The following is a 21,120-nucleotide window of genomic DNA, read 5'->3' on the forward strand; positions in this document are numbered from 1 at the left end:
CGTGCCTCCCCTTCCCTCCGCCTGGCCCCGTGCCCAGCGAGGGAGAGCCCCACGTGACCATCGCGCCTGCCGACCCGGCTTCAGCCAACCCGGCGACCGAGGCCCCTGTGGAGAACGACGGCCCCGGCGCCGCGCTGCTGCGGACCCTGACCGAGCTGACCGCCGATCTCCCGGACGCGGACCCCGGACGGGTCGCGGCCGCCGCGCTGCGCGGCCGGTCCGCGCGTGCCGACGAGGCGGAACTGCGCGAGCTGGCCACGGAGTCCGCCGCCGGTCTGATCTCGGAGGACCCGGCCTACTCCCGGCTGGCCGCCCGGCTGCTCACGCTCTCCATCCGCGCCGAGGCCGCCTCGCAGGGCGTGACGTGCTTCACCGAGTCGGTGACCGTGGGCCACCGCGAGGGCCTGGTCGCCGACCGCACCGCCGACTTCGTGACGCTGCACGCCGCCCGGCTCGACGCCCTGATCGACACCGGCGCCGACGACCGGTTCGGCTACTTCGGTCTGCGCACCCTGCACAGCCGTTACCTGCTGCGCCACCCCATCACCCGCAAGGTGATCGAGACGCCCCAGCACTTCATGCTGCGCGTGGCGAGCGGCCTGGCCGAGAACGACAGCGCCCCGGCCGTGGACGAGGTCGCCGCGCTCTACGGCCTGATGAGCCGCCTCGACTACCTGCCCTCCTCCCCCACCCTGTTCAACTCCGGTACGCGGCACCCCCAGATGTCGTCCTGCTACCTGCTGGACTCCCCGCTGGACGAGCTGGACTCGATCTACGACCGCTACCACCAGGTCGCCCGGCTCTCCAAGCACGCCGGCGGCATCGGCCTGTCCTACTCCCGCATCCGCAGCCGGGGTTCGCTGATCCGGGGCACCAACGGGCACTCCAACGGCATCGTGCCGTTCCTGAAGACGCTGGACGCCTCGGTGGCCGCGGTGAACCAGGGCGGGCGGCGCAAGGGCGCTGCCGCGGTGTACCTGGAGACCTGGCACTCCGACATCGAGGAGTTCCTGGAGCTGCGCGACAACACCGGTGAGGACGCGCGCCGTACGCACAACCTGAACCTCGCGCACTGGATCCCGGACGAGTTCATGCGCCGGGTCAACGCCGACGAGCCGTGGTCGCTGTTCTCCCCGGCGGACGTGCCCGAGCTGGTCGACCTGTGGGGCCCGGAGTTCGACGCGGCCTACCGCAAGGCCGAGGAGGCGGGCCTGGCGAAGAAGTCCATGCCGGCCCGCGAGCTGTACGGCCGCATGATGCGCACCCTGGCCCAGACCGGCAACGGCTGGATGACCTTCAAGGACGCCGCCAACCGCACCGCCAACCAGACGGCGCTGCCGGGCAACGTGGTCCACTCCTCCAACCTGTGCACGGAGATCCTCGAGGTCACCGACGACGGGGAGACCGCGGTCTGCAACCTCGGCTCGGTGAACCTGGGCGCCTTCGTGGTGGACGGCGACATCGACTGGGCGCGGCTGGACGAGACCGTCCGTACGGCCGTGACCTTCCTCGACCGGGTCGTGGACATCAACTTCTACCCGACCGAGCAGGCGGGCCGCTCCAACGCCAAGTGGCGCCCGGTGGGCCTCGGCGCGATGGGTCTGCAGGACGTCTTCTTCAAGCTGCGCATCCCCTTCGACTCCCCCGAGGCGAAGGCGCTGTCCACGCGGATCGCCGAGCGGATCATGCTGGCCTCCTACGAGGCGTCCGCCGACCTCGCCGAGCGCAACGGCCCGCTGCCCGCCTGGGAGCAGACCCGTACCGCGCGGGGCGTGCTGCACCCCGACCACTACGGCGTCGAGCTGACCTGGCCGGAGCGCTGGGCGGCGCTGCGGGAGCGGATCGCCGAGGTCGGCATGCGCAACTCGCTGCTGCTGGCCATCGCGCCGACAGCCACCATCGCCTCCATCGCGGGTGTGTACGAGTGCATCGAGCCGCAGGTGTCCAACCTGTTCAAGCGCGAGACGCTGTCCGGCGAGTTCCTCCAGGTCAACGCCTACCTGGTGCAGGAGCTGAAGAACCTCGGCGTGTGGGACGCCCGCACCCGTGAGGAGCTGCGCGAGGCCAGCGGCTCGGTGCAGGGCTTCGCCTGGATCCCCGAGGACGTGCGCGCGCTGTACCGCACGGCGTGGGAGATCCCGCAGCGCGGTCTGATCGACATGGCCGCCGCCCGTACCCCGTTCCTGGACCAGGCTCAGTCACTGAACCTGTTCCTGGAGACGCCGACCATCGGCAAGCTCTCCTCCATGTACTCCTACGCCTGGAAGTCGGGTCTGAAGACCACGTACTACCTGCGTTCGCGCCCGGCGACCCGGATCGCCCGTGCCGCCCAGGGCCGGGTCCAGGAGACCACGACCATCCCCGTCCAGCAGGCCGCCGACCCCGACGCCGTCGCCTGCTCCCTTGAGAACCCCGAGTCCTGCGAGGCCTGCCAGTAATGTCCGACGAGACCAAGAACCTGCTCGACCCCGGCTTCGAGCTGACTCTCCGCCCCATGCGCTACCCGGACTTCTACGAGCGCTACCGGGACGCGATCAAGAACACCTGGACCGTCGAGGAGGTCGACCTCCACTCGGACGTCGCCGACCTCGCGAAGCTGTCGCCGGAGGAGCAGCACCTGATCGGCCGCCTGGTGGCGTTCTTCGCCACGGGTGACTCGATCGTGGCGAACAACCTGGTGCTGACGCTGTACAAGCACATCAACTCCCCCGAGGCGCGGCTCTACCTGAGCCGTCAGCTCTTCGAGGAGGCCGTGCACGTCCAGTTCTATCTGACGCTGCTCGACACCTACCTGCCCAACCCCGAGGACCGCGCCGACGCCTTCGCGGCGGTGGAGAACATCCCCTCCATCCGCGAGAAGGCCGAGTTCTGCTTCAAGTGGATCGACTCGGTCGACAAGCTGGACCGGCTGGAGACCAAGGCGGACCGCCGCAAGTTCCTGCTGAACCTGATCTGCTTCGCCGCGTGCATCGAGGGCCTGTTCTTCTACGGCGCCTTCGCGTACGTCTACTGGTTCCGCAGCCGTGGTCTGCTGCACGGCCTGGCCACCGGCACCAACTGGGTGTTCCGCGACGAGACGATGCACATGTCGTTCGCCTTCGACGTGGTCGACACCGTCCGCAAGGAGGAGCCGGAGCTGTTCGACGACCAGCTCGAGCAGCAGGTCACGGACATGATCCGGGAGGCCGTCGCGGCCGAGCTGCAGTTCGGCCGCGACCTGTGCGGTGAGGGCCTGCCCGGCATGAACACCGAGTCGATGCGGCAGTACCTGGAGTGCGTCGCCGACCAGCGCCTCACGCGCCTCGGCTTCGCCCCGGTGTACGGCTCGGAGAACCCCTTCTCCTTCATGGAGCTGCAGGGTGTTCAGGAGCTGACGAACTTCTTCGAGCGCCGTCCGTCGGCGTACCAGGTCGCGGTGGAGGGCACCGTGGACCTGGACGAGGACTTCTGAGTCGTCCGAGTCTCCTTTCCGCGGTCCTTCTGGGCCTGCCCGAGCTGTCGGTCGATGCGCCGGTCGCGCACGATGCCGATCACCGAGGGCAGGACCAGGAGGACCAGGATGCCGAGAGTGGCGGCCATTCCGATGAGACCTTCGATCTGGTTTCCGTTCATGTCATCAGCCTTGCGCTGAACACTCCTGACCAACACTGGCAGGACTGCCGCGAACCCTCGAATTCCTGCCAGCGCCGAGGCACACTGGCAGCATGCTGAAGAACGTGGTCGCGGTCCTGCTGGACGGGGTGCACCCCTTCGAGCTGGGGGTGGTGTGCGAGGTGTTCGGCGTCGACCGCAGCGACGACGGACTGCCGGTGTACGACTTCGCCGTGGCCTCGGCGGAGGGCCCCACCCTGGACACCCACTGCGGCTTCACCGTCTCCACCCCGCACGGTCTGGAGCGGCTGGAGGAAGCTGATCTGATCGCCGTCCCGGCCGGCGAGTCCTACGCCTCCCGCGACTATCCCCCCGCGCTGCTGGACGCCCTGCGCCGGGCCGTGGACCGCGGCGCGCGGGTGCTCAGCGTGTGCACCGGGGTGTTCGTGCTGGCCGAGGCCGGACTGCTGGACGGACGCCGGTGCGCGGTGCACTGGCACAACGTCGAGGAGCTGAGCCGGCGCCACCCGCGCGTCACGGTCGAGCCGGACGTCCTCTACGTCGACGAGGACCCGGTGATCACCTCCGCCGGGACGGCGGCCGGAATCGACGCCTGCCTCCACCTGGTCCGCAAGGAGCAGGGGCCGGAGGTCGCCAACAAGATCGCCCGCCGGATGGTGGTGCCCCCGCACCGCGACGGCGGCCAGGCCCAGTACATCGAGCGTCCGCTGCCCAAGGGGCCCTGCGACACCGTGGGCGAGGTGCTGGTGTGGATGGAGGAGCACCTCGACCAGGAGGTCACCGTCGAGCAGCTCGCCGCCCGCGCCCACATGTCCCCGCGCACCTTCGCCCGCCGCTTCCAGCAGGAGACCGGCACCACCCCGTACCGCTGGCTCCTGCGCCAACGGGTGCTGCTGGCACAGGAGTTGCTGGAGGCGACGGACGAGACGGTGGACTCGATCGCGTGGCGGGCCGGGTTCGGCAACGCGGCCGCCCTGCGCCACCAGTTCGTGCGGGCGCTCGGCACCACCCCGAACGCCTACCGGCGCGCGTTCCGGGGCCCGCAGGCCGCCTGAACGCGCGCCGGCAGGGCGGCGTGAGCCCTCACCACTCCATGGGCTCGACCAGCAGCCGGTGCGGGCGCAGGGTGATGCCCACGCGCGTGGAGGCGTCCGAGTCCTCGACCTGGCGGAAGCGGTACTTCGCCGAGACCGCCGCGACGATCAGGCTGAGCTGGGCCATGGAGAAGTGGTCGCTCGGGCACTTGCGGTTGCCGACGCTGAAGGGGCTCATGGCGTACTTCGGCACCTCCTCGGCCCGCCCCGGCAGCCAGCGGTCGGGGTCGAATTCGAGGTGGCGGGCGTAGGAGCGGCTGTCGCGCTGAATCGCGTAGGGGCTGTAGATGATGTCCGCCCCGGCTGGAATGCGATAGGCACCGAGTGCGGTGTCGGTGAGCGCGCGGCGGGTCAATATCCATACGGCGGGCCGCAGCCGGAGGGCCTCCAGGACGACATTGTTCGTATGGCCGAGCCTGCGTACGTGCTCGAATCCGACCGGCGCACCGCCGGTTACCGATTCAACTTCCGCGCGCACCTTCTCGGCGTGCTCCGGATGGTCCGCGAGGATCTGGAGGAGCCACATGATCGTGGAGGCGATTGTCTCGCTTCCGGGGGTGAGTATGGCGACGACCTGGTCGTGGATCTCCTGTTCGCCGATGGGATCGCCATTGTCGTCCTTCGCCTCCAGCAAAGCCGTCAGCAAATCGTCCGGCCTTTGACCGGATGCCCTCCGCTCGCCGACGATCTCGTCCACCAGCAGATGCAGATCGGCCAGTGCCCGGTTGAATTCGAGGTTGGACGGGAACGGCAGCCGGTACAGCGGTCCCAGGGGGAGCACCATGCGCCGGTACATGCCCCGGAAGACGGTGGCGAGGTCGGTGCTCAGCCGCTCCGCGCGCTCGTCCATGTACTGGCCGCGCAGCAGGCAGCGGGCCGCGACGCGCACGGCCACCCGGAAGGACTCGGAGGTGGCGTCGACGGGCACGCCGGGCCGCCAGCGCTCGGTGAGGGCGTGCGCCTCCTCCTCCATGATCGGCCCGTAGGCGGGGATCGCGGCGAGGCGGAACGCGGGCTGGATGGTGCGCCGCTGCCGCCGGTGCAGCGGGCCGTTGGCGGTAGCCACGCCCTGCTTGCCGAGCAGCCCCTCCAGGGACTCCCACACCGGCCCGTCGATCTTGTAGTCGGGGCTCAGCGCGAGTGCGCCGGTGAGCTCCGGCGCGGTGACGGCGTACACCGTCTTGGGGCCCAGCTTGAGGCGCACCACCTCGCCGTGGTCGCGCAACTGGGACATGAACGCGAGCGGGTCACCGGCCAGTTTCAGGCCGTGTCCGAACACCGGGACGGAGCCTCCCGCGAGGGGCGGCTCCTTCAGTTCGGCCACTTCCCGCGTCTCGGGATTGACAGAGTCGACGGTCATTTCTCACCTGCCGCTTCGTTGTTGACGTACGGGGGTGTGGACCGGTCCTCCCAACTGTCGACCATGTAGCGGCCGGACTCGTGGTGGAACCAGTAGACGGTGCTGAACCAGTTCCGCATATTGCCGACACAGGTCCGCACGGCGGCGCTCAGTTTCTTTCCGTGCACGGTTCCGTCGGCCAGCCGGTCGGCGAACTCCAGCGCCTCGCGCTCGGCTTCGAGGAATTCACCGATGCATTTCTCGATGCGCCCCTTCAGTTCTCCGACGGCTTCTTCGAGGGTGAGCCCTGAATGGGTGATGAGGCTGATCCCGAGATTGTGGACCTCGTCGCCCGCTATCTCCTTCGGCAGCGAGCACAGGTCGTTGTACCAGGCGGCGAATTCCTGGCTCAGCAGGGCCGCGCGGCGATAGGCCGGGTTCTTCCGCACCGCGTCCGGGAGCCGGCATCCGGCACCGGCTTCCAGGAGGTCGGTCCAGATCCAGTGCGCGAAGGTGAGCCGCCGCAGCGCGAGGTACTCCTCGACACCGGGCACACGGCCCTCGGTGCGGTTGCGGAACTCGCGGTCGTACGCCTCGATCACCTCGTGGAAGTGCCGGGCGAACCGCTGGTTCCAGGCGGGCGGCAGGAACGCGTAGAGCCGCAGCACGCTGTCCGCGAAGGCCGCTACCAGGGCGTCCGGGTGGTGCAGATGGTCCTCGGGTGCGTCGAGCGCCGTATGCAGACGCTGTCGCAGCCGCCGCCAGTCCTCGGGCCGGCCGTGCACGATGTCGCGGTCGTGCCGGTCGTCCCAGACGAAGAACCACGCGCTGTAGTCGGCTATGGCCTGGAGCACGTCGTCGGGGGCGCCCAGGTAGTAGCCGGCCATCAGATCCGTGTAGCAGAGGTCGTCGGCGTACTCACGGACCTTGTCCGGGGACATGAGCCGTTTTTCCAGCAGCCACTGCCGGGTGTTCTCCTGGAGCTTCGGCCAATACGGGTGCAGCTCCCGGGGAAAGGCGTCCTCGATCACCGGAAGCGCGAGGGACGGTGGTACCGCGACCGCTGTCGCCGATGTGGTGCCGCGTGAGAATGCATGCACGAACAGTCCCCTCTCGACCGCCAGGAGCACACGCCCCTCCTTGCCGTGCCGGGCGTGCGCCGTTGCGTATCCCCGCACCCCCATTCAGCACTACAACTGACCGTTAGGGGAACGGATTTGCTCCATTCACTACCCCAAGTCGCCGGGATTCTTTCGGCGAACAGACGAACGACGCCCGGCCGGGGAGGTACCCGGCCGGGCGTCGTGGCTGTTCGGTGCGGTCGCGCTGGTTCCGCGCGCTCCGGTCAGTCGTTGGCGACCACGTCGTAGCGCGGTTCGTTCTCGGCCATCTGCCGCAGCGCGTCCTTGCGGTCGCGCTTGGAGAGGCGGTCGATGTACAGGTAGCCGTACAGGTGGTCCGTCTCGTGCTGGAGGCAGCGGGCGAAGTAGCCGGTGCCGCGCACCTTGATGGCGTTGCCCTTCTCGTCCTGCCCGGTCACCTCGGCGTAATCGGGGCGCGCGAGCGGCGCGTACGCCGTGGGCACGGACAGGCAGCCCTCGTTGCTGTCGTCCAGGCGGCGGGCGGAGGCGGGCAGTTCGACCAGCTTCGGGTTGACGACCACACCGGTGTGGCGCACGCCGTCGTCGTCCGGGCAGTCGTAGACGAAGACCTTCCGGCTCACACCGATCTGGTTGGCGGCCAGGCCCACGCCCTCGGCGGTGCGCTGGCTGGCGAACATGTCCGCGACCAACTGCTCCAGCTCCGGGCCGAACTCGGTGACGTCCGCGCACTCCTTGTGCAGCACCGGGTTGCCGACGACCGTGATCGGCCGCGAGGTCCCGCGCTCACGCCAGGCGGTCTCGCGCTCCTCGCAGTCCTCGGTGTCGACGACATAGCCCTCGTCGTCGACGGGGAGCACGCCCGCCTGCTGCTGATCGGTGTCCTGCTGAGCCATGACCGAGTGACGCCTTCCTGCACAAAAACTGGGGGGTGAATGCTGATACAGGGTACGTGGGCGGGCTCGCCGCAGGAGCCTCAGCAGACCTCTTCGAGATCCCGCCAGTCCCGGGAATCAGGACTGTCCGCGACCCACCCGTCCAGCAGCCCCCGGACCAGCGAAGCCGGCGCGGCGATCCCGCACTCCCGCTCCGGCACCCAGAGCTGCCCGTCGGTCCGGTGCCCCAGCGGACCGGGATGACCGGGCTCGCTGTGGTCATGGGGGTCGAGGTGCACGCCCTCCCCCTCGTCGGACGGCATCCGGGACTCCGAGCACATCCGGCACAGCAACCGCACGGAGGACGACCAGTCCTCCGCCGCGAACCCGGCGTCCGCGGCCAACTGCTCCAGCGCGTCCCGGTCCGCCTCGGTGGCCGCCTCCAGCAGCACCACCCAGGTCGGCACGGGCGAGGGCGCCCACAGCTCAATCTCGTCGAAGACCGGGTAGGAGTGCCCGGTGGAGGTGGTGCGCTCGCCGTGCGGGACGCCGTCGTGCAGCACGACCTCGCCCCAGCGTCGCCCGGAGGACGGCAACGGGATGGACAGCACCTCGATCCGCGCGGGGTCCAGCCGGCGTCCCCAGACCACCTCGGCCTCACCCTCGGGGGAGAGCCGTACGGCCGCACTGCCCAGCTCCATGCCGAGCGGCTCGCCGAGCGCGGTGGCGCCGCCGGGCACCTTCAGCCCGTACGCCTGCCAGGCACGCCGGGCCAGCGGCCAGTCCTGGAGCCCGGTGGCGGCGATGCCGACGTTCCACCAGTCGGGCGCGCCGGTCTCCCGGTCCAGCAGGGCCACCGCGCGCAGCCCGGCGGCGCGGGCCTGTTCCCAGTCGTGCCGGAACTTGTGCAGCAGGGCCAGGTTGAACCAGGACTCGGCGAGCCAGGGCTCCAGATCGGCCGCGCGGGTCAGCAGTTCGCCCGCGTCCTCGTACCGGCCGTCGCCGATGAGCGTGAACGCCCGGTCGGTGGCCTGCCGCCAGGAGGCGGAGGGCCGGTTCCGTACCTTGCCGAAGATCCTCACGATTCCCGCCTGCCAGTTCCGTTCCGCTCATTGGGCTGGCTCTTGCCCCCGGACTGCCTCTCCCTCGCATCCAACCACGTCACGTGGGAGAGGCGCTCATTACCCATCGGTTACCCAGCCAGGGGCAAGGTCAGACAGTCGCGGGACAGGACCCGCGCCAGTGATTCCACCACCTCGGGGGCGTAGTCCCCGGCGGTGGCGAGCCGCAGTTCCTCCAGCGCGCGCAGCGGGCCCTCGGGTCCGGCGTCGCGTGCCTTCTCCTCGTAGGCGTTGACGGCGCGCACGATCCGGGCGGCGACCGGCTGCTCCCGGTAGGGGTCGGCCTGCCGCTCCACGACCACGGCGACGGCCGCGGCCACCCCGGTCTGCCGGACCACGGCCCCGCCGAGCAGGGCGATGCGCCGCTGCTCCTCCCCTGGCAGGCCGGCGGTGGCGCCCGCGTGGACGGGGTCGACCAGGCTGAGCTGGCCGATGTCGTGCATGAGGGCCGCGTGCTCCAGCACGGTCAGCTCGGTCCCGGTCAGCCCGAGGTCCCGGCCCACCGCGAGGCTGAGCGCGGCGACCCGGCGGGCGTGCCCGGCCGGAGTGTACCCGGCGATCTCGGTGGCGCGGGCCAGGGAGGTGATCGTCTGCCGGTAGGTGGCCCGCACGGCGGCGTACCGGCGCAGCGACAACTGGGTGAGGAGCAGCGGGAGGCAGAACACCGGCAGCGCCCACAGTCCGGCGACGGCCACGGCGAGCGCCATCACCGCGCCGGTGGCGCAGACCGCGGAGCCGATGCCGAGCAGTCCGCGCAGTTCCTCGCGCAGCAGCGGGCCGAAGGGCCACCGGGTGCGGGAGTGGGCGAGCGCGGCCGCGAGGACCGCGTCGCACAGGGCGGTCAGGGCGAGCAGGGCGAGGAGCAGCAGGGCGTAGGCGGAGCCGTCCCAGTGGTCGAAGAAGCCCCGGCTGTAGAGGGGTTGGAAGCAGACGGCGGCGAAGCCGACGGTGAGGACGCGGCGGGCGAGGTGGTCGAGGGTGGGGGTGCGGCCGCGCCAGATGTGCGGGACGCCGCCGAGCAGGGAGGCGACGAGCACCACGGTGACGATCTGGGCGGCGTCGTGCTGGGCGGGGTGTCCGGCGTCGGCGCCGAGCAGGGCGTAGGAGAGGGAGCCGGCGGTGCCGAGCGGTGCGGCGCGGCGGGTGCCGCCGCCCTTCCAGCGGGTGAGTTCGCCGACGGCTATGAGGACGCCGAAGGCGAGCGCGGTGCCCCGGTCGTCGACGCCGGTCCACAGGGTGGCGCCGAGCGCGACGGCCGCGACGAGGGCGGCGGCGCCGTGGATGAGGCGCCGGGCGGTCATCGGTGGGCTCCCGTCGTCCGGCCGTGGGTCCGCTGGCGGGGCGGGCCGCCGGGCACGGATTCGTCGGCGGTGACCTCCGGGCGCCAGCCGTGGCGGCGCAGGGCGGCGGCGAGCGCGCCGACCATCCGGGGGTCGAACTGGGCGCCCGCACACCGCTCCAGCTCGGCGACGGCGGTCTCGACCGGGCGGGCCCGGCTGTAGGAGCGGGCGGAGGTCATGGCGTCGAAGGCGTCGGCGACGGCGACCACGCGGGCGCACTCGGGGATCTGGGTCCCGGCGAGTCCGTAGGGGTAGCCGCTGCCGTCGAGGCGTTCGTGGTGGTGCAGGATCGCGGCGCGGGCCTCGCCGAGGAAGGAGATCCCCCGGGTCATCTCGTGGCCGTACTCGGGGTGGAGTTCTATGATCCGGCGTTCCTCGGGGGTGAGCGGGCCGTCCTTGCGCAGCAGCCGGGTGGGCACGCCGAGCTTGCCGACGTCGTGCAGGATGCCCGCGAAGCGGAGCACTTCCACGCGTTCGTCGTCCATGCCGAGCTGGCGGGCGATCATCACGGACGCCTGGCCGACGCGCTCGCTGTGGCCGCGGGTGTAGCCGTCCTTGATGTCGACGGCCTGGACGAGGGCGCGGATGGTGGCCTGGTGGGCGGCGCGTTCGCGGTGGTACTGGGCGAACACCCAGCAGGAGACGCCCATCGGCAGCAGTACGAGCAGCGCGGCGACGGGTCCGTAGGGGCTGCGCCACAGCACGGCGGTCATCAGTCCGGCCAGGCCGTGCACGGCGACGGGGGCCAGGGAGCGGGTGAACAGCCCGCGCCAGGCCCGGCGGAGCGGGACCCGGTCGGCGGCGGCGTGCATGGCGCCGTCGAGCAGGGTGAGCACCAGGCAGAAGGCGAGCACGGCGGCCCCGGCGGGCAGCAGCGCGTAGGGGAAGACGGAGTCGTCGACCGCGGCGCCGCCGTCGAGCGCGTCGTGGGTACGGGCGGCGGCCCAGACGGCGAGGGCGGGCCGGGCGGCGCGCCAGACCCGGCGCGGGAGCGTCGGCGCGTGCTCGGCCTGGGAGAGCAGGGCGGCGGGCAGCGGGACGAACACGGCGGCGGCCGGGGGCAGCAGGAAGGCCCCGGCGAGCAGTACGGGGTAGAAGGTGCCGCCGAAGCGGCGGCGGACGACCTGGTCGCAGAGCGCGTAGAGCGCGGCGAGAAGGACGAGCGCCCCCCACGGGGTGGGGGTGGCGGCCGGCAGAGGCAGTGCGCAGAGTGCGGCGAGCGCGGCGGCAGCGGCCACGCAGGCCCGTGCCCTTGCCGGAACCGCCTCCATGACGCCCTCCCCGACCGTGCCCCGTCCGGGTGGAGCGTAGGACGGGGGCCGGGGGTGCGGGGGCTAGTCCCGTGGGATTAGCACGTTCGGGTGAAGAGAGGGTCGGTCAGCTCTCGCGGGCGACCGCGGTCACGTCATGCTCGGGGACGGTGCCGCCGGAGCGGATCAGCTCGATCCGGCCCATGACCTTGGCGCGCAGGTCGGCGGGGACGTCGTCATGTCCGCAGCACCGCTTGACCAGCTTCTTCACGGCCTGCTCCAGACCGTACTTCTCCAGGCACGGGTGGCATTCCTCGAAGTGGTGCTGGAACTTGTCGCGGTCGACGTCCGGCATCTCGCTGTCGAGGAACTCGTACAGATGGTCGAGGACCTCACTGCAGTCCGTCTCGTGCGGCTCTCCGCAGCTCATGAGCCCGAGCCTTTCGCTTCGTCCGACTCTCCGGCGCCGGCCGGGACCAGGCCGCGCTCGCGCGCGTAGTCCTCCAGCATGCCGCGCAGTTGGCGGCGGCCCCGGTGCAGCCGGGACATCACCGTACCGATGGGTGTCCCCATGATGTCCGCGATCTCCTTGTACGCAAAGCCCTCTACATCCGCGAGGTAGACGGCGATGCGGAACTCCTCGGGGATCGCCTGGAGCGCGGACTTCACGTCCGAGTCCGGCAGGTGGTCCAGCGCCTGGGACTCGGCGGAGCGCAGCCCCGTCGACATGTGCGACTCGGCGCGGGCGAGCTGCCAGTCCTCGATCTCCTCGGCCGCGCTGCGCTGGGGTTCGCGCTGCTTCTTGCGGTACGAGTTGATGAAGGTGTTGGTGAGGATCCGGTACAGCCACGCCTTGAGGTTGGTGCCTTCGCGGAACTGGTGGAACGAGGCGTACGCCTTGGCGTACGTCTCCTGCACCAGGTCCTCGGCGTCGGCCGGGTTGCGCGTCATGCGCAGCGCGGCCGAATACATCTGGTCGAGGTATTCGAGCGCGTCCCGCTCGAAGCGCGCGCTGCGCTCCGTGCTCGTCTCGGCGCCCGTTCCCGCGCTCTCGCCCTGGCCCTCGGGCTGCTCCGCCTGGCCGCTGCCGGCCCCTGCGTCGGTCCCAGTGACCGGACCCACCTCCTCAAGTTCCCGCGCGAGGCCGAGACCGGCCCCACTCGTTTCGGAGGATAGAACACGACCCGTACCCGCCGCCGCTCGAATCGGAGCGGTCTTGGCCGCGTGCAGCACCGTCCAGTCCAGGTCAGTACGGCTGCTGCGACTCGGACATGCGGTCGAACCCATGCGGCTGACTTCCTCTCCCGCGACGACGCCTCACCGGCGCTCCAGCACTTCTGTCCGGCACAACAGCGGTGCCCCGCCCGGCATTCCCGAGGGTCACCCGAGTGACACGGCCCACCTCACGACGGCGTCCGTCACGGTCGTCAGCGCGGCTTCCTGGGTCACGGGGGCCCGTTTGGGCACCGCGAAGGAGTGGTCGCCGAAGGGCACCTCGACGAGTTCGAAATCGCCCTCCCCGGGAAACTCCCCGGGCCTGCCGAAGGGGTCGTTCCCGCCCTGGACGACGAGGGTGGGGACCCCGGCGCCGAGCAGCTCACCGGCGCGGGACTTCTCCGGCCTGCCCGGCGGATGCAGCGGGAAGCTCAGCGCGAGCACCGCGCGGGCGCCCAGCTCGGTGGCGGTGCGGCAGGCGACGCGGGCGCCGGCGCTGCGGCCGCCGGAGACCACGGGCAGGCCGGGCCGGGTCAGCGCGGGCCACAGCCCCCGCCAGCCGGTGTCCAGCGTCTTCGGCGCGGGGGCGACCTTGCGCCCGGCCACCCGCCAGGGCTGTTCGACCAGGGCGACGCTCACCCCGTGCGCGGGCAGGGCGGCGGCCAGCGCCTGGAGATCACGCGCCTCGATGCCGCCCCCGGCACCGTGGCTCACGGCCAGGACCAGCCGGGGTCCGTCCGCGGGATGCCAGGTGACGCGCGCGGTCCCGGCCTCGGTCTCGATGGTCTCGATCATGCTGGAGGTCACGTCAGAAGAGTGTGCCCTCCTCCGGCCCCTCCAGCTCCTTCAGCAGCTCCGGGCCGTTGTTGCGGACGTTGCTGACGGCCGTGGGCACCGGGTAGGCGCGCATCAGGCCCTCGGGCGGCGGGGCCAGCAGCTCCCGCAGCTCCTCAGGATCGGTGCGCGCGGGGTCCAGCCAGGCGTCCCAGCGGTCCGGGGTGAGCATCAGGGGCATCCGGGGGTGGATGTCGGCGAGCGAGCCGGGGCCCTCGGCCGGGGCCACGGCCAGCGGGCCCTGCTCGGCCTCCGTGGTGATCACCGAGCAGGTCGCCCACCAGGCACCGGGGTGGTCGGCGGGCAGGGTCGGGTCGCGCCAGAACTCGTACAGCCCGGCCATGGCGAACACCGAGCCGTCGGCGGGGAGCACGAAGTAGGGCTGCTTGCGGGCCCGCTTCTTCCTGCCCTCGACCTCCAGGTCGCGCTCCTGCTCACCGGTGACCCACTCGTAGTAGCCGTCGGCGGGCAGGATGCAGCGCCGGGCGGCGAAGGCGCGGCGGTAGGCGGGCTTCTCGTGCACGGTCTCGGCGCGGGCGTTGATCATCCGGGCGGCGCCCTCGGGCGTCTTGGCCCAGGACGGCACCAGTCCCCACCTCAGCCGGCGCAACTGGCGAACCGGACGCCGGTCGGCGGCGTCTTTCAGCGGACGGTCCAGAACGGCGTGGACCTCCTTGGTCGGGGCCACGTTGTAGTCCGGCGCCAGGGTCTCCTCGGGTTCCGGCGCGCGGGAACCCGCCTCCGACGGGGCCTGGGGGACCCCCACCTCTATCCCGAAGACTCCCGCGAGATCCTCTGGGCTACGACTGGCCGCATACCGTCCGCACATATCAGCCACAGTGCCAGAGTCCGTCCGACGACAGGGAGCCACCCGCAGACATGGACAGCAACACGACCACCGCGCTGCCCGACCTCTGGGACCGGCTCAGCGGTACCCAGCCCGGTCCCGACCTGTGGGTGGTCCTCGCCACACTGGCCGCCGCGCTCGCCGTGGTCGCCCCGCACCCGGTGTGGCGGGTGGCCCGCAACGCGATCACCATCGCGCACGAGGGCGGCCACGGACTGATCGCGCTCGTCACCGGCCGGAAACTGACCGCGATACGGCTGCACTCCGACACCAGCGGCCTCACGGTCAGCCGGGGCAAGCCGTACGGGATCGGCATGATCCTGACGGCCGCTGCCGGCTACACCGCCCCCTCGCTGCTCGGGCTCGGCGGCGCCGCGCTGCTGGCCGCCGGGCGCATCACCCTGCTGCTGTGGGTGGCGACCGCCCTGCTGCTGGCGATGCTGGTGATGATCCGCAACGCCTACGGGGTGCTGACCGTGGTGCTGACCGGCGGGGCCTTCCTGCTGGTGTCGTGGCTTGCGGGACCGCAGGTGCAGGCGGCGTTCGCGTACGCGGTGGTGTGGTTCCTGCTGCTGGGCGGGGTGCGCCCGCCCTTCGAGCTGCAGGCCAAGCGCAGGCGGGGCGGCGCCGGCGATTCGGACGCGGACCAGTTGTCCCGGCTCACCCACGTACCGGCGGGGCTGTGGCTGTTCCTGTTCCACGCGGTGTCGCTGTGCTCACTGATCGGGGGCGGTCAGTGGCTGCTGCGGCTGTGAACGCGGAACCGGGCCTTCCCCGCGGGGTTCGATCAAGATCTGGGTACGGTCCCAGCCACTAAAGTGGGGCGCATGACCGTGAACCCCGCTCATACCGCCCTCTGGCCCGCCCCGCACGCGACCGGAGCCGTCGACGCGACGGTCCACGTGCCCGGTTCCAAATCGGTCACCAACCGGGCCCTCGTGCTGGCCTCCCTCGCCTCCGAGCCGGGCTGGCTGCGCCGCCCGCTGCGCTCGCGGGACACGCTGCTGATGGCCGGGGCGCTGCGCGCGATGGGCGTGGAGATCGAGGAGGGCGTGGGCCCGGACGGCTCCGGCGAGGCGTGGCGGGTGCTGCCGACGGGGCTGCGCGGTCCGGCCACGGTGGACGTCGGCAACGCGGGCACGGTCATGCGCTTCCTGCCGCCGGTCGCCGCGCTGGCCGACGGCCCGGTCCGCTTCGACGGCGACCCCCGCTCCTACGAGCGTCCGCTGCACGGCGTGATCGACGCGCTCAGGGTCCTGGGCGCCCGGATCGACGACGACGGCCGGGGCGCGCTGCCGCTGACGGTGCACGGCGGCGGGGCGCTGGAGGGCGGCCCGGTGTCGGTGGACGCCTCCTCCTCGTCCCAGTTCGTCTCGGCGCTGCTGCTGTCCGCGCCGCGCTTCAACCAGGGCGTGGAGGTCCGCCACACCGGCGCGACCCTGCCCTCGCTCCCCCACATCCGGATGACGGTGGACATGCTGCGCGCGGTCGGCGCCCAGGTGGACACCCCGGAGTCGGGCGGCGAGCCGAACGTGTGGCGGGTGACGCCGGGCGCGCTGCTGGGCCGGGACCTGACCATCGAGCCGGACCTGTCCAACGCGCAGCCGTTCCTGGCGGCGGCCCTGGTCACCGGCGGCAAGGTGACGATCCCGGACTGGCCCGAGCGCACCACCCAGCCGGGTGACCGGCTGCGGGAGATCTTCACCGAGATGGGTGGCTCCTGCGAGCTGACCGAGTACGGGCTGGCCTTCACCGGCTCCGGCGCCGTGCACGGCATCGACGTGGACCTGGGCGACGTGGGCGAGCTGACCCCCGGCATCGCCGCGGTCGCGGCCCTCGCCGACTCCCCCTCGACCCTGCGGGGCGTGGCCCACCTGCGGCTGCACGAGACGGACCGGCTGGCCGCGCTGACCAAGGAGATCAACGAGCTCGGCGGCGACGTCACCGAGACCGCCGACGGCCTGCACATCCGCCCGCGCCCGCTGCACGGCGGTGTCTTCCACACCTACGACGACCACCGGATGGCGACGGCGGGCGCGATCATCGGCCTGGCCGTGCCCGGTGTGCGGATCGAGAACGTGGCGACGACGGCGAAGACCCTCCCGGACTTCCCCGAGCTGTGGGCCGGGATGCTCGGTAACTGACGGGCGGACTGACGATCATGCGCCGCTACGGCAAGCACACCGACGAGGACGACATCCGCACGCGTCCCAACCGCAAGGGCAACCGGCCGCGGACCAACATCCGGCCCAAGCACGAGGACGCGGCGGAGGGCATGGTCCTCACCGTCGACCGGGGCCGGCTGACCTGCCTGGTCGAGGGGCGGACCATCACCGCGATGAAGGCCCGGGAGCTGGGCCGCAAGGCGGCCGTGGTGGGCGACCGGGTGTCGCTCGTCGGCGACCTGTCGGGCCAGAAGGACACGCTCGCGCGGATCGTGCGCATCGGGGAGCGCTCCTCCCTGCTGCGCCGGACCGCCGACGACGACGACCCCTACGAGCGGGTCGTGGTGGCCAACGCCGACCAGCTCGCCATCGTCACCGCCCTCGCGGACCCCGAGCCGCGCCCCCGGCTGATCGACCGCTGTCTGGTCGCGGCCTTCGACGGCGGCCTGGAACCCCTCCTGGTCCTGACCAAGTCGGACCTCGCCTCGCCGGACAAGCTGCTGGAGCAGTACGGCGACCTGGACATCCCCTACGTGGTGACCAGCCGCGAGGAGCTGGAGAACGGCGACGCCGCCGACCGGGTGCGCGAGCAACTGGACGGGAAGATAACGGCGTTCGTCGGCCACTCCGGCGTCGGCAAGACGACCCTGGTCAACGCGCTGGTGCCGGACGACCTGCGGCGTACGACGGGACACGTCAACGCGGTGACGGGCCGGGGCCGGCACACCACGACCTCCGCGCTCGCGCTGCCGCTCGGCGACGGCACGGGCTGGGTGGTCGACACTCCGGGCGTGCGGTCCTTCGGGCTGGCGCACATCGACCCCTCACGGGTGATCAACGCCTTCCCGGACCTGGTGCCGGGGACGGAGGGCTGCCCGCGCGCGTGCAGCCACGACGAGCCGGACTGCGCGCTGGACGCCTGGGTGGCCGAGGGGCACGCGGGCCAGGCCCGGCTGTACTCGCTGCGCCGGCTGCTGTCCACGCGGGAGCGCCGCGAGGGCGACTGAGCCTCGTGTGGTTTGCCGGGGTGCGCGTTCGGTAAGTGCATAATCGCCCCGAGCCGGGGTTCCGGACCTACGGGAGGACAGCACATGGCGTGGCTGCTGGTCATCGTCGCCGGGCTTCTGGAGACCGGCTTCGCCGTGTGCCTGAAGCTGTCCCACGGGTTCACCCGGCTCTGGCCGACCATCGCCTTCGCGTCCTTCGCCCTCGGCAGCTTCGGCCTCCTCACCCTGGCCCTGAAGAAGCTCGACGTCGGTCCCGCCTACGCGGTGTGGACCGGTATCGGCGCGGCCGGGACGGCGATCTACGGCATGGTCTTCCTCGGTGACCTGGTGTCCACCCTGAAGATCGTCTCCATCTCCCTGGTGATCGTCGGGGTGATCGGCCTCCAGTTGTCGGGGTCGGCGCACTGAGCCCTCAGGGCTGCTGCGGGTACAGGGCGTGGTGGACGAGGGCCGCGGTGCCACCCTCGCCCGCCGGTGCCGCCACGCAGGACAGGCCGAGCCGGAGGGCGAGTTCGCAGGCGAAGGCCAGCCTGGCGGTGTCGGCCGCGGGGGTGCCGGGTGCGGTGAGGACGGCCACGGCGCGGTCGCGCACGATCCGCAGGAAGTCTCCGGGTGCGGGCAGCGGCCCGTCGGCCCGCCGCTGCGCGGGCACCGTGGAGGTCGAGGGCACGCCGGGGCGGGCGGGTGCGGGCAGCCGTTCGGTCCAGGCGCCGGTGAGCATGGCCCGTACCAGCGCGTTGCCGCGGGCGGCGGTGGCGGTCCACTCGGCGGTGGCGGCGAGTCGGTCGCGGGGGTCGGCGTGGGTGGCCAGGGCGCGGTCCACCCCGGCGAGGTAGCCGTCGGCCTCGCGCCGTATCAGGGCCCTGGCCAGGCCGTCCTTGCTGCCGAACTCGTTGTAGAGCGTCTGCCGGGACACTCCGGCGGCCGCGGCCACGTCGACCATCCGCACCGTCGACCACGGCCGGTGGGCGAGCGCTCTGCCTGCGGCGTCCAGCAGCGATTCGCGGGCTGCGGGCATCTTCGCCTCCCTGGGGCGAGCTGTGGCGCTTAGATTTGACTCGCCCCTCAAGCCTGTCAAGGGTCCGGGGGCATGCCGGGGGCACGGTTCGGCCAAGGGCGCCGTACGCCGCGCCCATGCTCCCCCTGGTGGCTTCGGGACGCCCCCGGCCGATACGGTCGTCACATGCCGGACTATCTCGACGATCTGCGCCTCGCCCATGTCCTCGCGGACGCCGCCGACGCGACGACCATGGAGCGCTTCAAGGCCCTCGACCTGAAGGTCGAGACGAAACCGGACATGACGCCGGTCAGCGAGGCGGACAAGGCCGCCGAGGAGCTGATCCGCAACCACCTCCAGCGCGCCCGTCCCCGCGACTCGGTGCTCGGCGAGGAGTACGGCGCCGAAGGCTCGGGCCCGCGCCGCTGGGTGATCGACCCGATCGACGGCACCAAGAACTACGTGCGCGGGGTCCCGGTGTGGGCGACCCTGATCTCGCTGATGGAGGCGGGGCCGGGCGGGTTCCACCCGGTCGTGGGCCTGGTCTCCGCGCCCGCGCTGGGCCGCCGCTGGTGGGCCGCGAAGGACCACGGCGCCTTCACCGGGCGCAGCCTGACCTCGGCGAGCCGTATCCACGTCTCCGGGGTGAGCGACCTGGCCGACGCCTCCTTCGCCTACTCCTCGCTCACCGGCTGGGAGGAGCGGGGCCGGCTCGACGGCTTCCTGGAGCTGTCCCGCGAGGTGTGGCGCACGCGCGCGTACGGCGACTTCTGGCCCTACATGATGGTGGCGGAGGGCTCGGTGGACCTGTGCGCCGAGCCGGAGCTGTCGCTGTGGGACATGGCGGCCAACGCGATCATCGTCACCGAGGCGGGCGGCACCTTCACCGGCCTCGACGGGCGTCACGGCCCGCACAGCGGTGACGCGGCGGCCTCCAACGGACTGCTGCACGAGGAGCTGCTGAGCCGTCTCGGCAAGGTGGGCTGAACCGGCCGGCCGAGCACGCCCGCGCGGCCCGTGCGCCCTCAACTGCCCACGCGCGCCCTCTTGTTGACCTCTCCTTTACCTGTCACCCTGAAGCCTCCCTCACTTGTGAATTCGTGAATCCGCGCGTGCGGCGCGGATTTCCGCAGGAGGTGGCTCCCTTCCATGCTCACGCCCGCGCCCGCGCCCGAACCCGCCCCCGCCCTCGTCCGAGACGCCATGAGCACGGTGGTCCTCACCATCGGCCCCGCCCACACCCTCCGCCAGGCCGCCGCCCTGATGTCCGCCCGCCGGGTCGGCGCCGCCGTGGTGCTCGACCCGGACGCGGGCGGCATCGACATCCTCACCGAACGGGACATCCTCAACTCCGTCGGTCTGGGCCAGAACCCGGACGCGGAGGCCGCGCACGCCCACACCACCACGTCCGTGGTCTTCGCCGCCCCGGCCTGGACCCTGCACGAGGCTGCCCGCGCCATGACGCACGGCGGCTTCCGGCACCTGGTCGTGCTCGACCGGGGCGAGCCCGCGGGCATCGTCTCGGTCCGCGACATCATCCGCTGCTGGAGCCCGGCCCGCGCCCCGGAACCGGCTCTCTGACCCCGCCCGGCAGGGTTGGACCACTCCTTGGACTACTTGGACAAGGTCCAATCCTGCCCTGGTTCCAAAATCACATCCATTCGGGATCTGTTCGGCCTACTGTTACGCTGGCTGCCATGAGTGACCTTCTGGACCGGCTGCGTGGACGCGGATGGCGGATGACCTCGCAGCGCCGTGTGGTGGCCGAGGTGCTGGACGGCGAGCACGTCCACCTCACGGCCGACGAGGTCCACGCGCGCGCCGTGGTGAAGCTGCCCGAGATCTCCCGGGCGACCGTCTACAACACCCTGGGTGAGCTGGTCTCCCTGGGCGAGGTGCTGGAAGTCAGCACGGACCGGCGCGCCAAGCGGTACGACCCGAACGCGCACCGCCCGCACCATCACCTGGTCTGCTCCGGCTGCGGCGCGATCCGTGACGTGCACCCCACCGGCGACCCGCTCTCCGAACTCCCCGACACCGAGCGCTTCGGCTTCTCGGTCTCGGACGTCGAGGTGACCTACCGCGGCCTGTGCCCGGAGTGCTCCGCCGCCTGACGAACGGCCCCGCGGCTTCCCGTCGCCGGGGCCTTGTCCCGTTCATCCGCATACGACAGAGGGCCGGAATCCAATTCGGATTCCGGCCCTCGGCCTTCAGTAGCGGGGACAGGATTTGAACCTGCGACCTCTGGGTTATGAGCCCAGCGAGCTACCGAGCTGCTCCACCCCGCGTCGATGAATATGACACTACGGGACCCATGGCCCCGG

22 protein-coding genes and 1 tRNA gene are annotated in these 21,120 nt (G+C 71.7%); 10 read left to right on the top strand and 13 right to left on the bottom strand.

The window, feature by feature from the left end; genetic code table 11:
- Window positions 1-53 precede the first annotated feature (53 nt).
- Both HEK131_RS25355 and HEK131_RS25360 read left to right on the top strand, forming a co-directional pair.
- Entirely contained in the window at window positions 54-2,438 is a 2,385-nt protein-coding gene (locus tag HEK131_RS25355) for a ribonucleoside-diphosphate reductase subunit alpha (RefSeq protein ID WP_244337139.1), read from the top strand.
- Complete coding sequence (locus tag HEK131_RS25360) at window positions 2,438-3,451, top strand: ribonucleotide-diphosphate reductase subunit beta (protein ID WP_217463104.1); 1,014 nt, start codon at window positions 2,438-2,440, stop codon at window positions 3,449-3,451. Before HEK131_RS25355 ends, HEK131_RS25360 begins: the two co-directional genes overlap by 1 nt.
- On the opposite strand, the gene HEK131_RS25365 is transcribed toward HEK131_RS25360, so the two are convergent.
- Window positions 3,364-3,612, bottom strand: a complete 249-nt coding sequence (locus HEK131_RS25365; RefSeq protein WP_244337140.1) for a hypothetical protein — start codon at window positions 3,610-3,612, stop codon at window positions 3,364-3,366. The genes HEK131_RS25360 and HEK131_RS25365 overlap by 88 nt on opposite strands.
- Window positions 3,613-3,704: 92 nt before the next feature.
- Here HEK131_RS25365 and HEK131_RS25370 point away from each other — a divergent pair, with 92 nt between their 5' ends.
- Window positions 3,705-4,667, top strand: coding sequence for a GlxA family transcriptional regulator (locus HEK131_RS25370; RefSeq protein WP_217463102.1), 963 nt, complete (start codon window positions 3,705-3,707; stop codon window positions 4,665-4,667).
- Between the two features lie 28 nt (window positions 4,668-4,695).
- On the opposite strand, the gene HEK131_RS25375 is transcribed toward HEK131_RS25370, so the two are convergent.
- From HEK131_RS25375 to HEK131_RS25420, 10 genes are all read right to left on the bottom strand, one after another.
- Window positions 4,696-6,066 (bottom strand): cytochrome P450, encoded by a 1,371-nt coding sequence (locus HEK131_RS25375; RefSeq protein WP_244337141.1) that lies wholly within the window; start codon window positions 6,064-6,066, stop codon window positions 4,696-4,698.
- Window positions 6,063-7,145: an epi-isozizaene synthase gene (gene cyc1, locus HEK131_RS25380; protein WP_244337142.1), complete on the bottom strand. Its 1,083-nt coding sequence runs from the start codon at window positions 7,143-7,145 to the stop codon at window positions 6,063-6,065. The genes HEK131_RS25375 and cyc1 overlap by 4 nt, the downstream gene beginning before the upstream one ends.
- A gap of 245 nt (window positions 7,146-7,390) precedes the next feature.
- Window positions 7,391-8,041, bottom strand: coding sequence for a peptide deformylase (gene def / locus HEK131_RS25385; RefSeq protein WP_217463099.1), 651 nt, complete (start codon window positions 8,039-8,041; stop codon window positions 7,391-7,393).
- Between the two features lie 80 nt (window positions 8,042-8,121).
- Complete coding sequence (locus HEK131_RS25390) at window positions 8,122-9,102, bottom strand: tetratricopeptide repeat protein (RefSeq protein WP_161150276.1); 981 nt, start codon at window positions 9,100-9,102, stop codon at window positions 8,122-8,124.
- Between the two features lie 110 nt (window positions 9,103-9,212).
- Complete coding sequence (locus HEK131_RS25395; protein WP_217463098.1) at window positions 9,213-10,442, bottom strand: HD-GYP domain-containing protein; 1,230 nt, start codon at window positions 10,440-10,442, stop codon at window positions 9,213-9,215.
- Complete coding sequence (locus tag HEK131_RS25400; protein ID WP_244337143.1) at window positions 10,439-11,752, bottom strand: HD-GYP domain-containing protein; 1,314 nt, start codon at window positions 11,750-11,752, stop codon at window positions 10,439-10,441. Before HEK131_RS25400 ends, HEK131_RS25395 begins: the two co-directional genes overlap by 4 nt.
- 106 nt (window positions 11,753-11,858) lie before the next feature.
- Window positions 11,859-12,161: a mycothiol system anti-sigma-R factor gene (gene rsrA / locus HEK131_RS25405; RefSeq protein ID WP_161149708.1), complete on the bottom strand. Its 303-nt coding sequence runs from the start codon at window positions 12,159-12,161 to the stop codon at window positions 11,859-11,861.
- The gene (locus HEK131_RS25410) at window positions 12,158-12,853 is read right to left on the bottom strand and encodes a sigma-70 family RNA polymerase sigma factor (RefSeq protein ID WP_217463096.1); all 696 of its coding nucleotides are present in this window, start codon (window positions 12,851-12,853) and stop codon (window positions 12,158-12,160) included. Before HEK131_RS25410 ends, rsrA begins: the two co-directional genes overlap by 4 nt.
- Before the next feature lie 258 nt (window positions 12,854-13,111).
- Window positions 13,112-13,741 carry an alpha/beta hydrolase family protein gene (locus HEK131_RS25415; protein ID WP_217463147.1) on the bottom strand — a complete coding sequence of 210 codons (630 nt, stop codon included), beginning with the start codon at window positions 13,739-13,741 and terminating at the stop codon, window positions 13,112-13,114.
- Between the two features lie 13 nt (window positions 13,742-13,754).
- Window positions 13,755-14,609 (bottom strand): SOS response-associated peptidase, encoded by an 855-nt coding sequence (locus HEK131_RS25420; RefSeq protein WP_217463095.1) that lies wholly within the window; start codon window positions 14,607-14,609, stop codon window positions 13,755-13,757.
- A 50-nt stretch (window positions 14,610-14,659) separates the two neighbouring features.
- Here HEK131_RS25420 and HEK131_RS25425 point away from each other — a divergent pair, with 50 nt between their 5' ends.
- From HEK131_RS25425 to HEK131_RS25440, 4 genes are all read left to right on the top strand, one after another.
- Window positions 14,660-15,382 carry a M50 family metallopeptidase gene (locus HEK131_RS25425; protein ID WP_244337144.1) on the top strand — a complete coding sequence of 241 codons (723 nt, stop codon included), beginning with the start codon at window positions 14,660-14,662 and terminating at the stop codon, window positions 15,380-15,382.
- Window positions 15,383-15,454: 72 nt separating this feature from the next.
- Window positions 15,455-16,771: a 3-phosphoshikimate 1-carboxyvinyltransferase gene (gene aroA / locus HEK131_RS25430; protein WP_217463093.1), complete on the top strand. Its 1,317-nt coding sequence runs from the start codon at window positions 15,455-15,457 to the stop codon at window positions 16,769-16,771.
- Between the two features lie 17 nt (window positions 16,772-16,788).
- On the top strand, window positions 16,789-17,799 hold the full coding sequence (gene rsgA / locus HEK131_RS25435; RefSeq protein WP_244337145.1) for a ribosome small subunit-dependent GTPase A: 1,011 nt from the start codon (window positions 16,789-16,791) through the stop codon (window positions 17,797-17,799).
- Window positions 17,800-17,883: 84 nt separating this feature from the next.
- Window positions 17,884-18,207 carry a DMT family transporter gene (locus HEK131_RS25440; protein ID WP_086693118.1) on the top strand — a complete coding sequence of 108 codons (324 nt, stop codon included), beginning with the start codon at window positions 17,884-17,886 and terminating at the stop codon, window positions 18,205-18,207.
- A 4-nt stretch (window positions 18,208-18,211) separates the two neighbouring features.
- Here the strand turns inward: HEK131_RS25440 and HEK131_RS25445 are convergent, their stop codons facing one another.
- Window positions 18,212-18,817, bottom strand: a complete 606-nt coding sequence (locus tag HEK131_RS25445) for a TetR/AcrR family transcriptional regulator (protein WP_244337146.1) — start codon at window positions 18,815-18,817, stop codon at window positions 18,212-18,214.
- A 165-nt stretch (window positions 18,818-18,982) separates the two neighbouring features.
- Between HEK131_RS25445 and hisN the strand changes: the two genes are divergently transcribed.
- The 3 genes from hisN to HEK131_RS25460 all read left to right on the top strand — a co-directional run bounded on the left by hisN (window position 18,983) and on the right by HEK131_RS25460 (window position 20,910).
- Window positions 18,983-19,783 carry a histidinol-phosphatase gene (gene hisN / locus HEK131_RS25450; RefSeq protein ID WP_217463090.1) on the top strand — a complete coding sequence of 267 codons (801 nt, stop codon included), beginning with the start codon at window positions 18,983-18,985 and terminating at the stop codon, window positions 19,781-19,783.
- A 162-nt stretch (window positions 19,784-19,945) separates the two neighbouring features.
- A complete protein-coding gene (locus HEK131_RS25455; protein ID WP_244337147.1) occupies window positions 19,946-20,377 on the top strand; it encodes a CBS domain-containing protein in 432 nt (143 codons plus the stop codon).
- A gap of 116 nt (window positions 20,378-20,493) precedes the next feature.
- Window positions 20,494-20,910: a Fur family transcriptional regulator gene (locus HEK131_RS25460; RefSeq protein WP_217463088.1), complete on the top strand. Its 417-nt coding sequence runs from the start codon at window positions 20,494-20,496 to the stop codon at window positions 20,908-20,910.
- 100 nt (window positions 20,911-21,010) lie between these two features.
- Here HEK131_RS25460 and HEK131_RS25465 read toward each other — a convergent pair.
- Window positions 21,011-21,084, bottom strand: a tRNA-Met gene (locus HEK131_RS25465).
- Between the last annotated feature and the right edge of the window lie 36 nt (window positions 21,085-21,120).

This window comes from Streptomyces seoulensis, from assembly GCF_022846655.1.
GTDB lineage: Bacteria > Actinomycetota > Actinomycetes > Streptomycetales > Streptomycetaceae > Streptomyces.

Coding starts and splice junctions, on each gene's coding strand:
- HEK131_RS25360 (WP_217463104.1), top strand. CDS start 2,438: ATGTCCGACGAGACCAAGAACCTGCTCGACCCCGGCTTCGAGCTGACT.
- HEK131_RS25365 (WP_244337140.1), bottom strand. CDS start 3,612: ATGAACGGAAACCAGATCGAAGGTCTCATCGGAATGGCCGCCACTCTC.
- HEK131_RS25370 (WP_217463102.1), top strand. CDS start 3,705: ATGCTGAAGAACGTGGTCGCGGTCCTGCTGGACGGGGTGCACCCCTTC.
- HEK131_RS25375 (WP_244337141.1), bottom strand. CDS start 6,066: ATGACCGTCGACTCTGTCAATCCCGAGACGCGGGAAGTGGCCGAACTG.
- def (WP_217463099.1), bottom strand. CDS start 8,041: ATGGCTCAGCAGGACACCGATCAGCAGCAGGCGGGCGTGCTCCCCGTC.
- HEK131_RS25395 (WP_217463098.1), bottom strand. CDS start 10,442: ATGACCGCCCGGCGCCTCATCCACGGCGCCGCCGCCCTCGTCGCGGCC.
- HEK131_RS25400 (WP_244337143.1), bottom strand. CDS start 11,752: ATGGAGGCGGTTCCGGCAAGGGCACGGGCCTGCGTGGCCGCTGCCGCC.
- rsrA (WP_161149708.1), bottom strand. CDS start 12,161: ATGAGCTGCGGAGAGCCGCACGAGACGGACTGCAGTGAGGTCCTCGAC.
- HEK131_RS25415 (WP_217463147.1), bottom strand. CDS start 13,741: ATGATCGAGACCATCGAGACCGAGGCCGGGACCGCGCGCGTCACCTGG.
- HEK131_RS25420 (WP_217463095.1), bottom strand. CDS start 14,609: ATGTGCGGACGGTATGCGGCCAGTCGTAGCCCAGAGGATCTCGCGGGA.
- HEK131_RS25425 (WP_244337144.1), top strand. CDS start 14,660: ATGGACAGCAACACGACCACCGCGCTGCCCGACCTCTGGGACCGGCTC.
- aroA (WP_217463093.1), top strand. CDS start 15,455: ATGACCGTGAACCCCGCTCATACCGCCCTCTGGCCCGCCCCGCACGCG.
- rsgA (WP_244337145.1), top strand. CDS start 16,789: ATGCGCCGCTACGGCAAGCACACCGACGAGGACGACATCCGCACGCGT.
- HEK131_RS25440 (WP_086693118.1), top strand. CDS start 17,884: ATGGCGTGGCTGCTGGTCATCGTCGCCGGGCTTCTGGAGACCGGCTTC.
- HEK131_RS25445 (WP_244337146.1), bottom strand. CDS start 18,817: ATGCCCGCAGCCCGCGAATCGCTGCTGGACGCCGCAGGCAGAGCGCTC.
- hisN (WP_217463090.1), top strand. CDS start 18,983: ATGCCGGACTATCTCGACGATCTGCGCCTCGCCCATGTCCTCGCGGAC.
- HEK131_RS25455 (WP_244337147.1), top strand. CDS start 19,946: ATGCTCACGCCCGCGCCCGCGCCCGAACCCGCCCCCGCCCTCGTCCGA.
- HEK131_RS25460 (WP_217463088.1), top strand. CDS start 20,494: ATGAGTGACCTTCTGGACCGGCTGCGTGGACGCGGATGGCGGATGACC.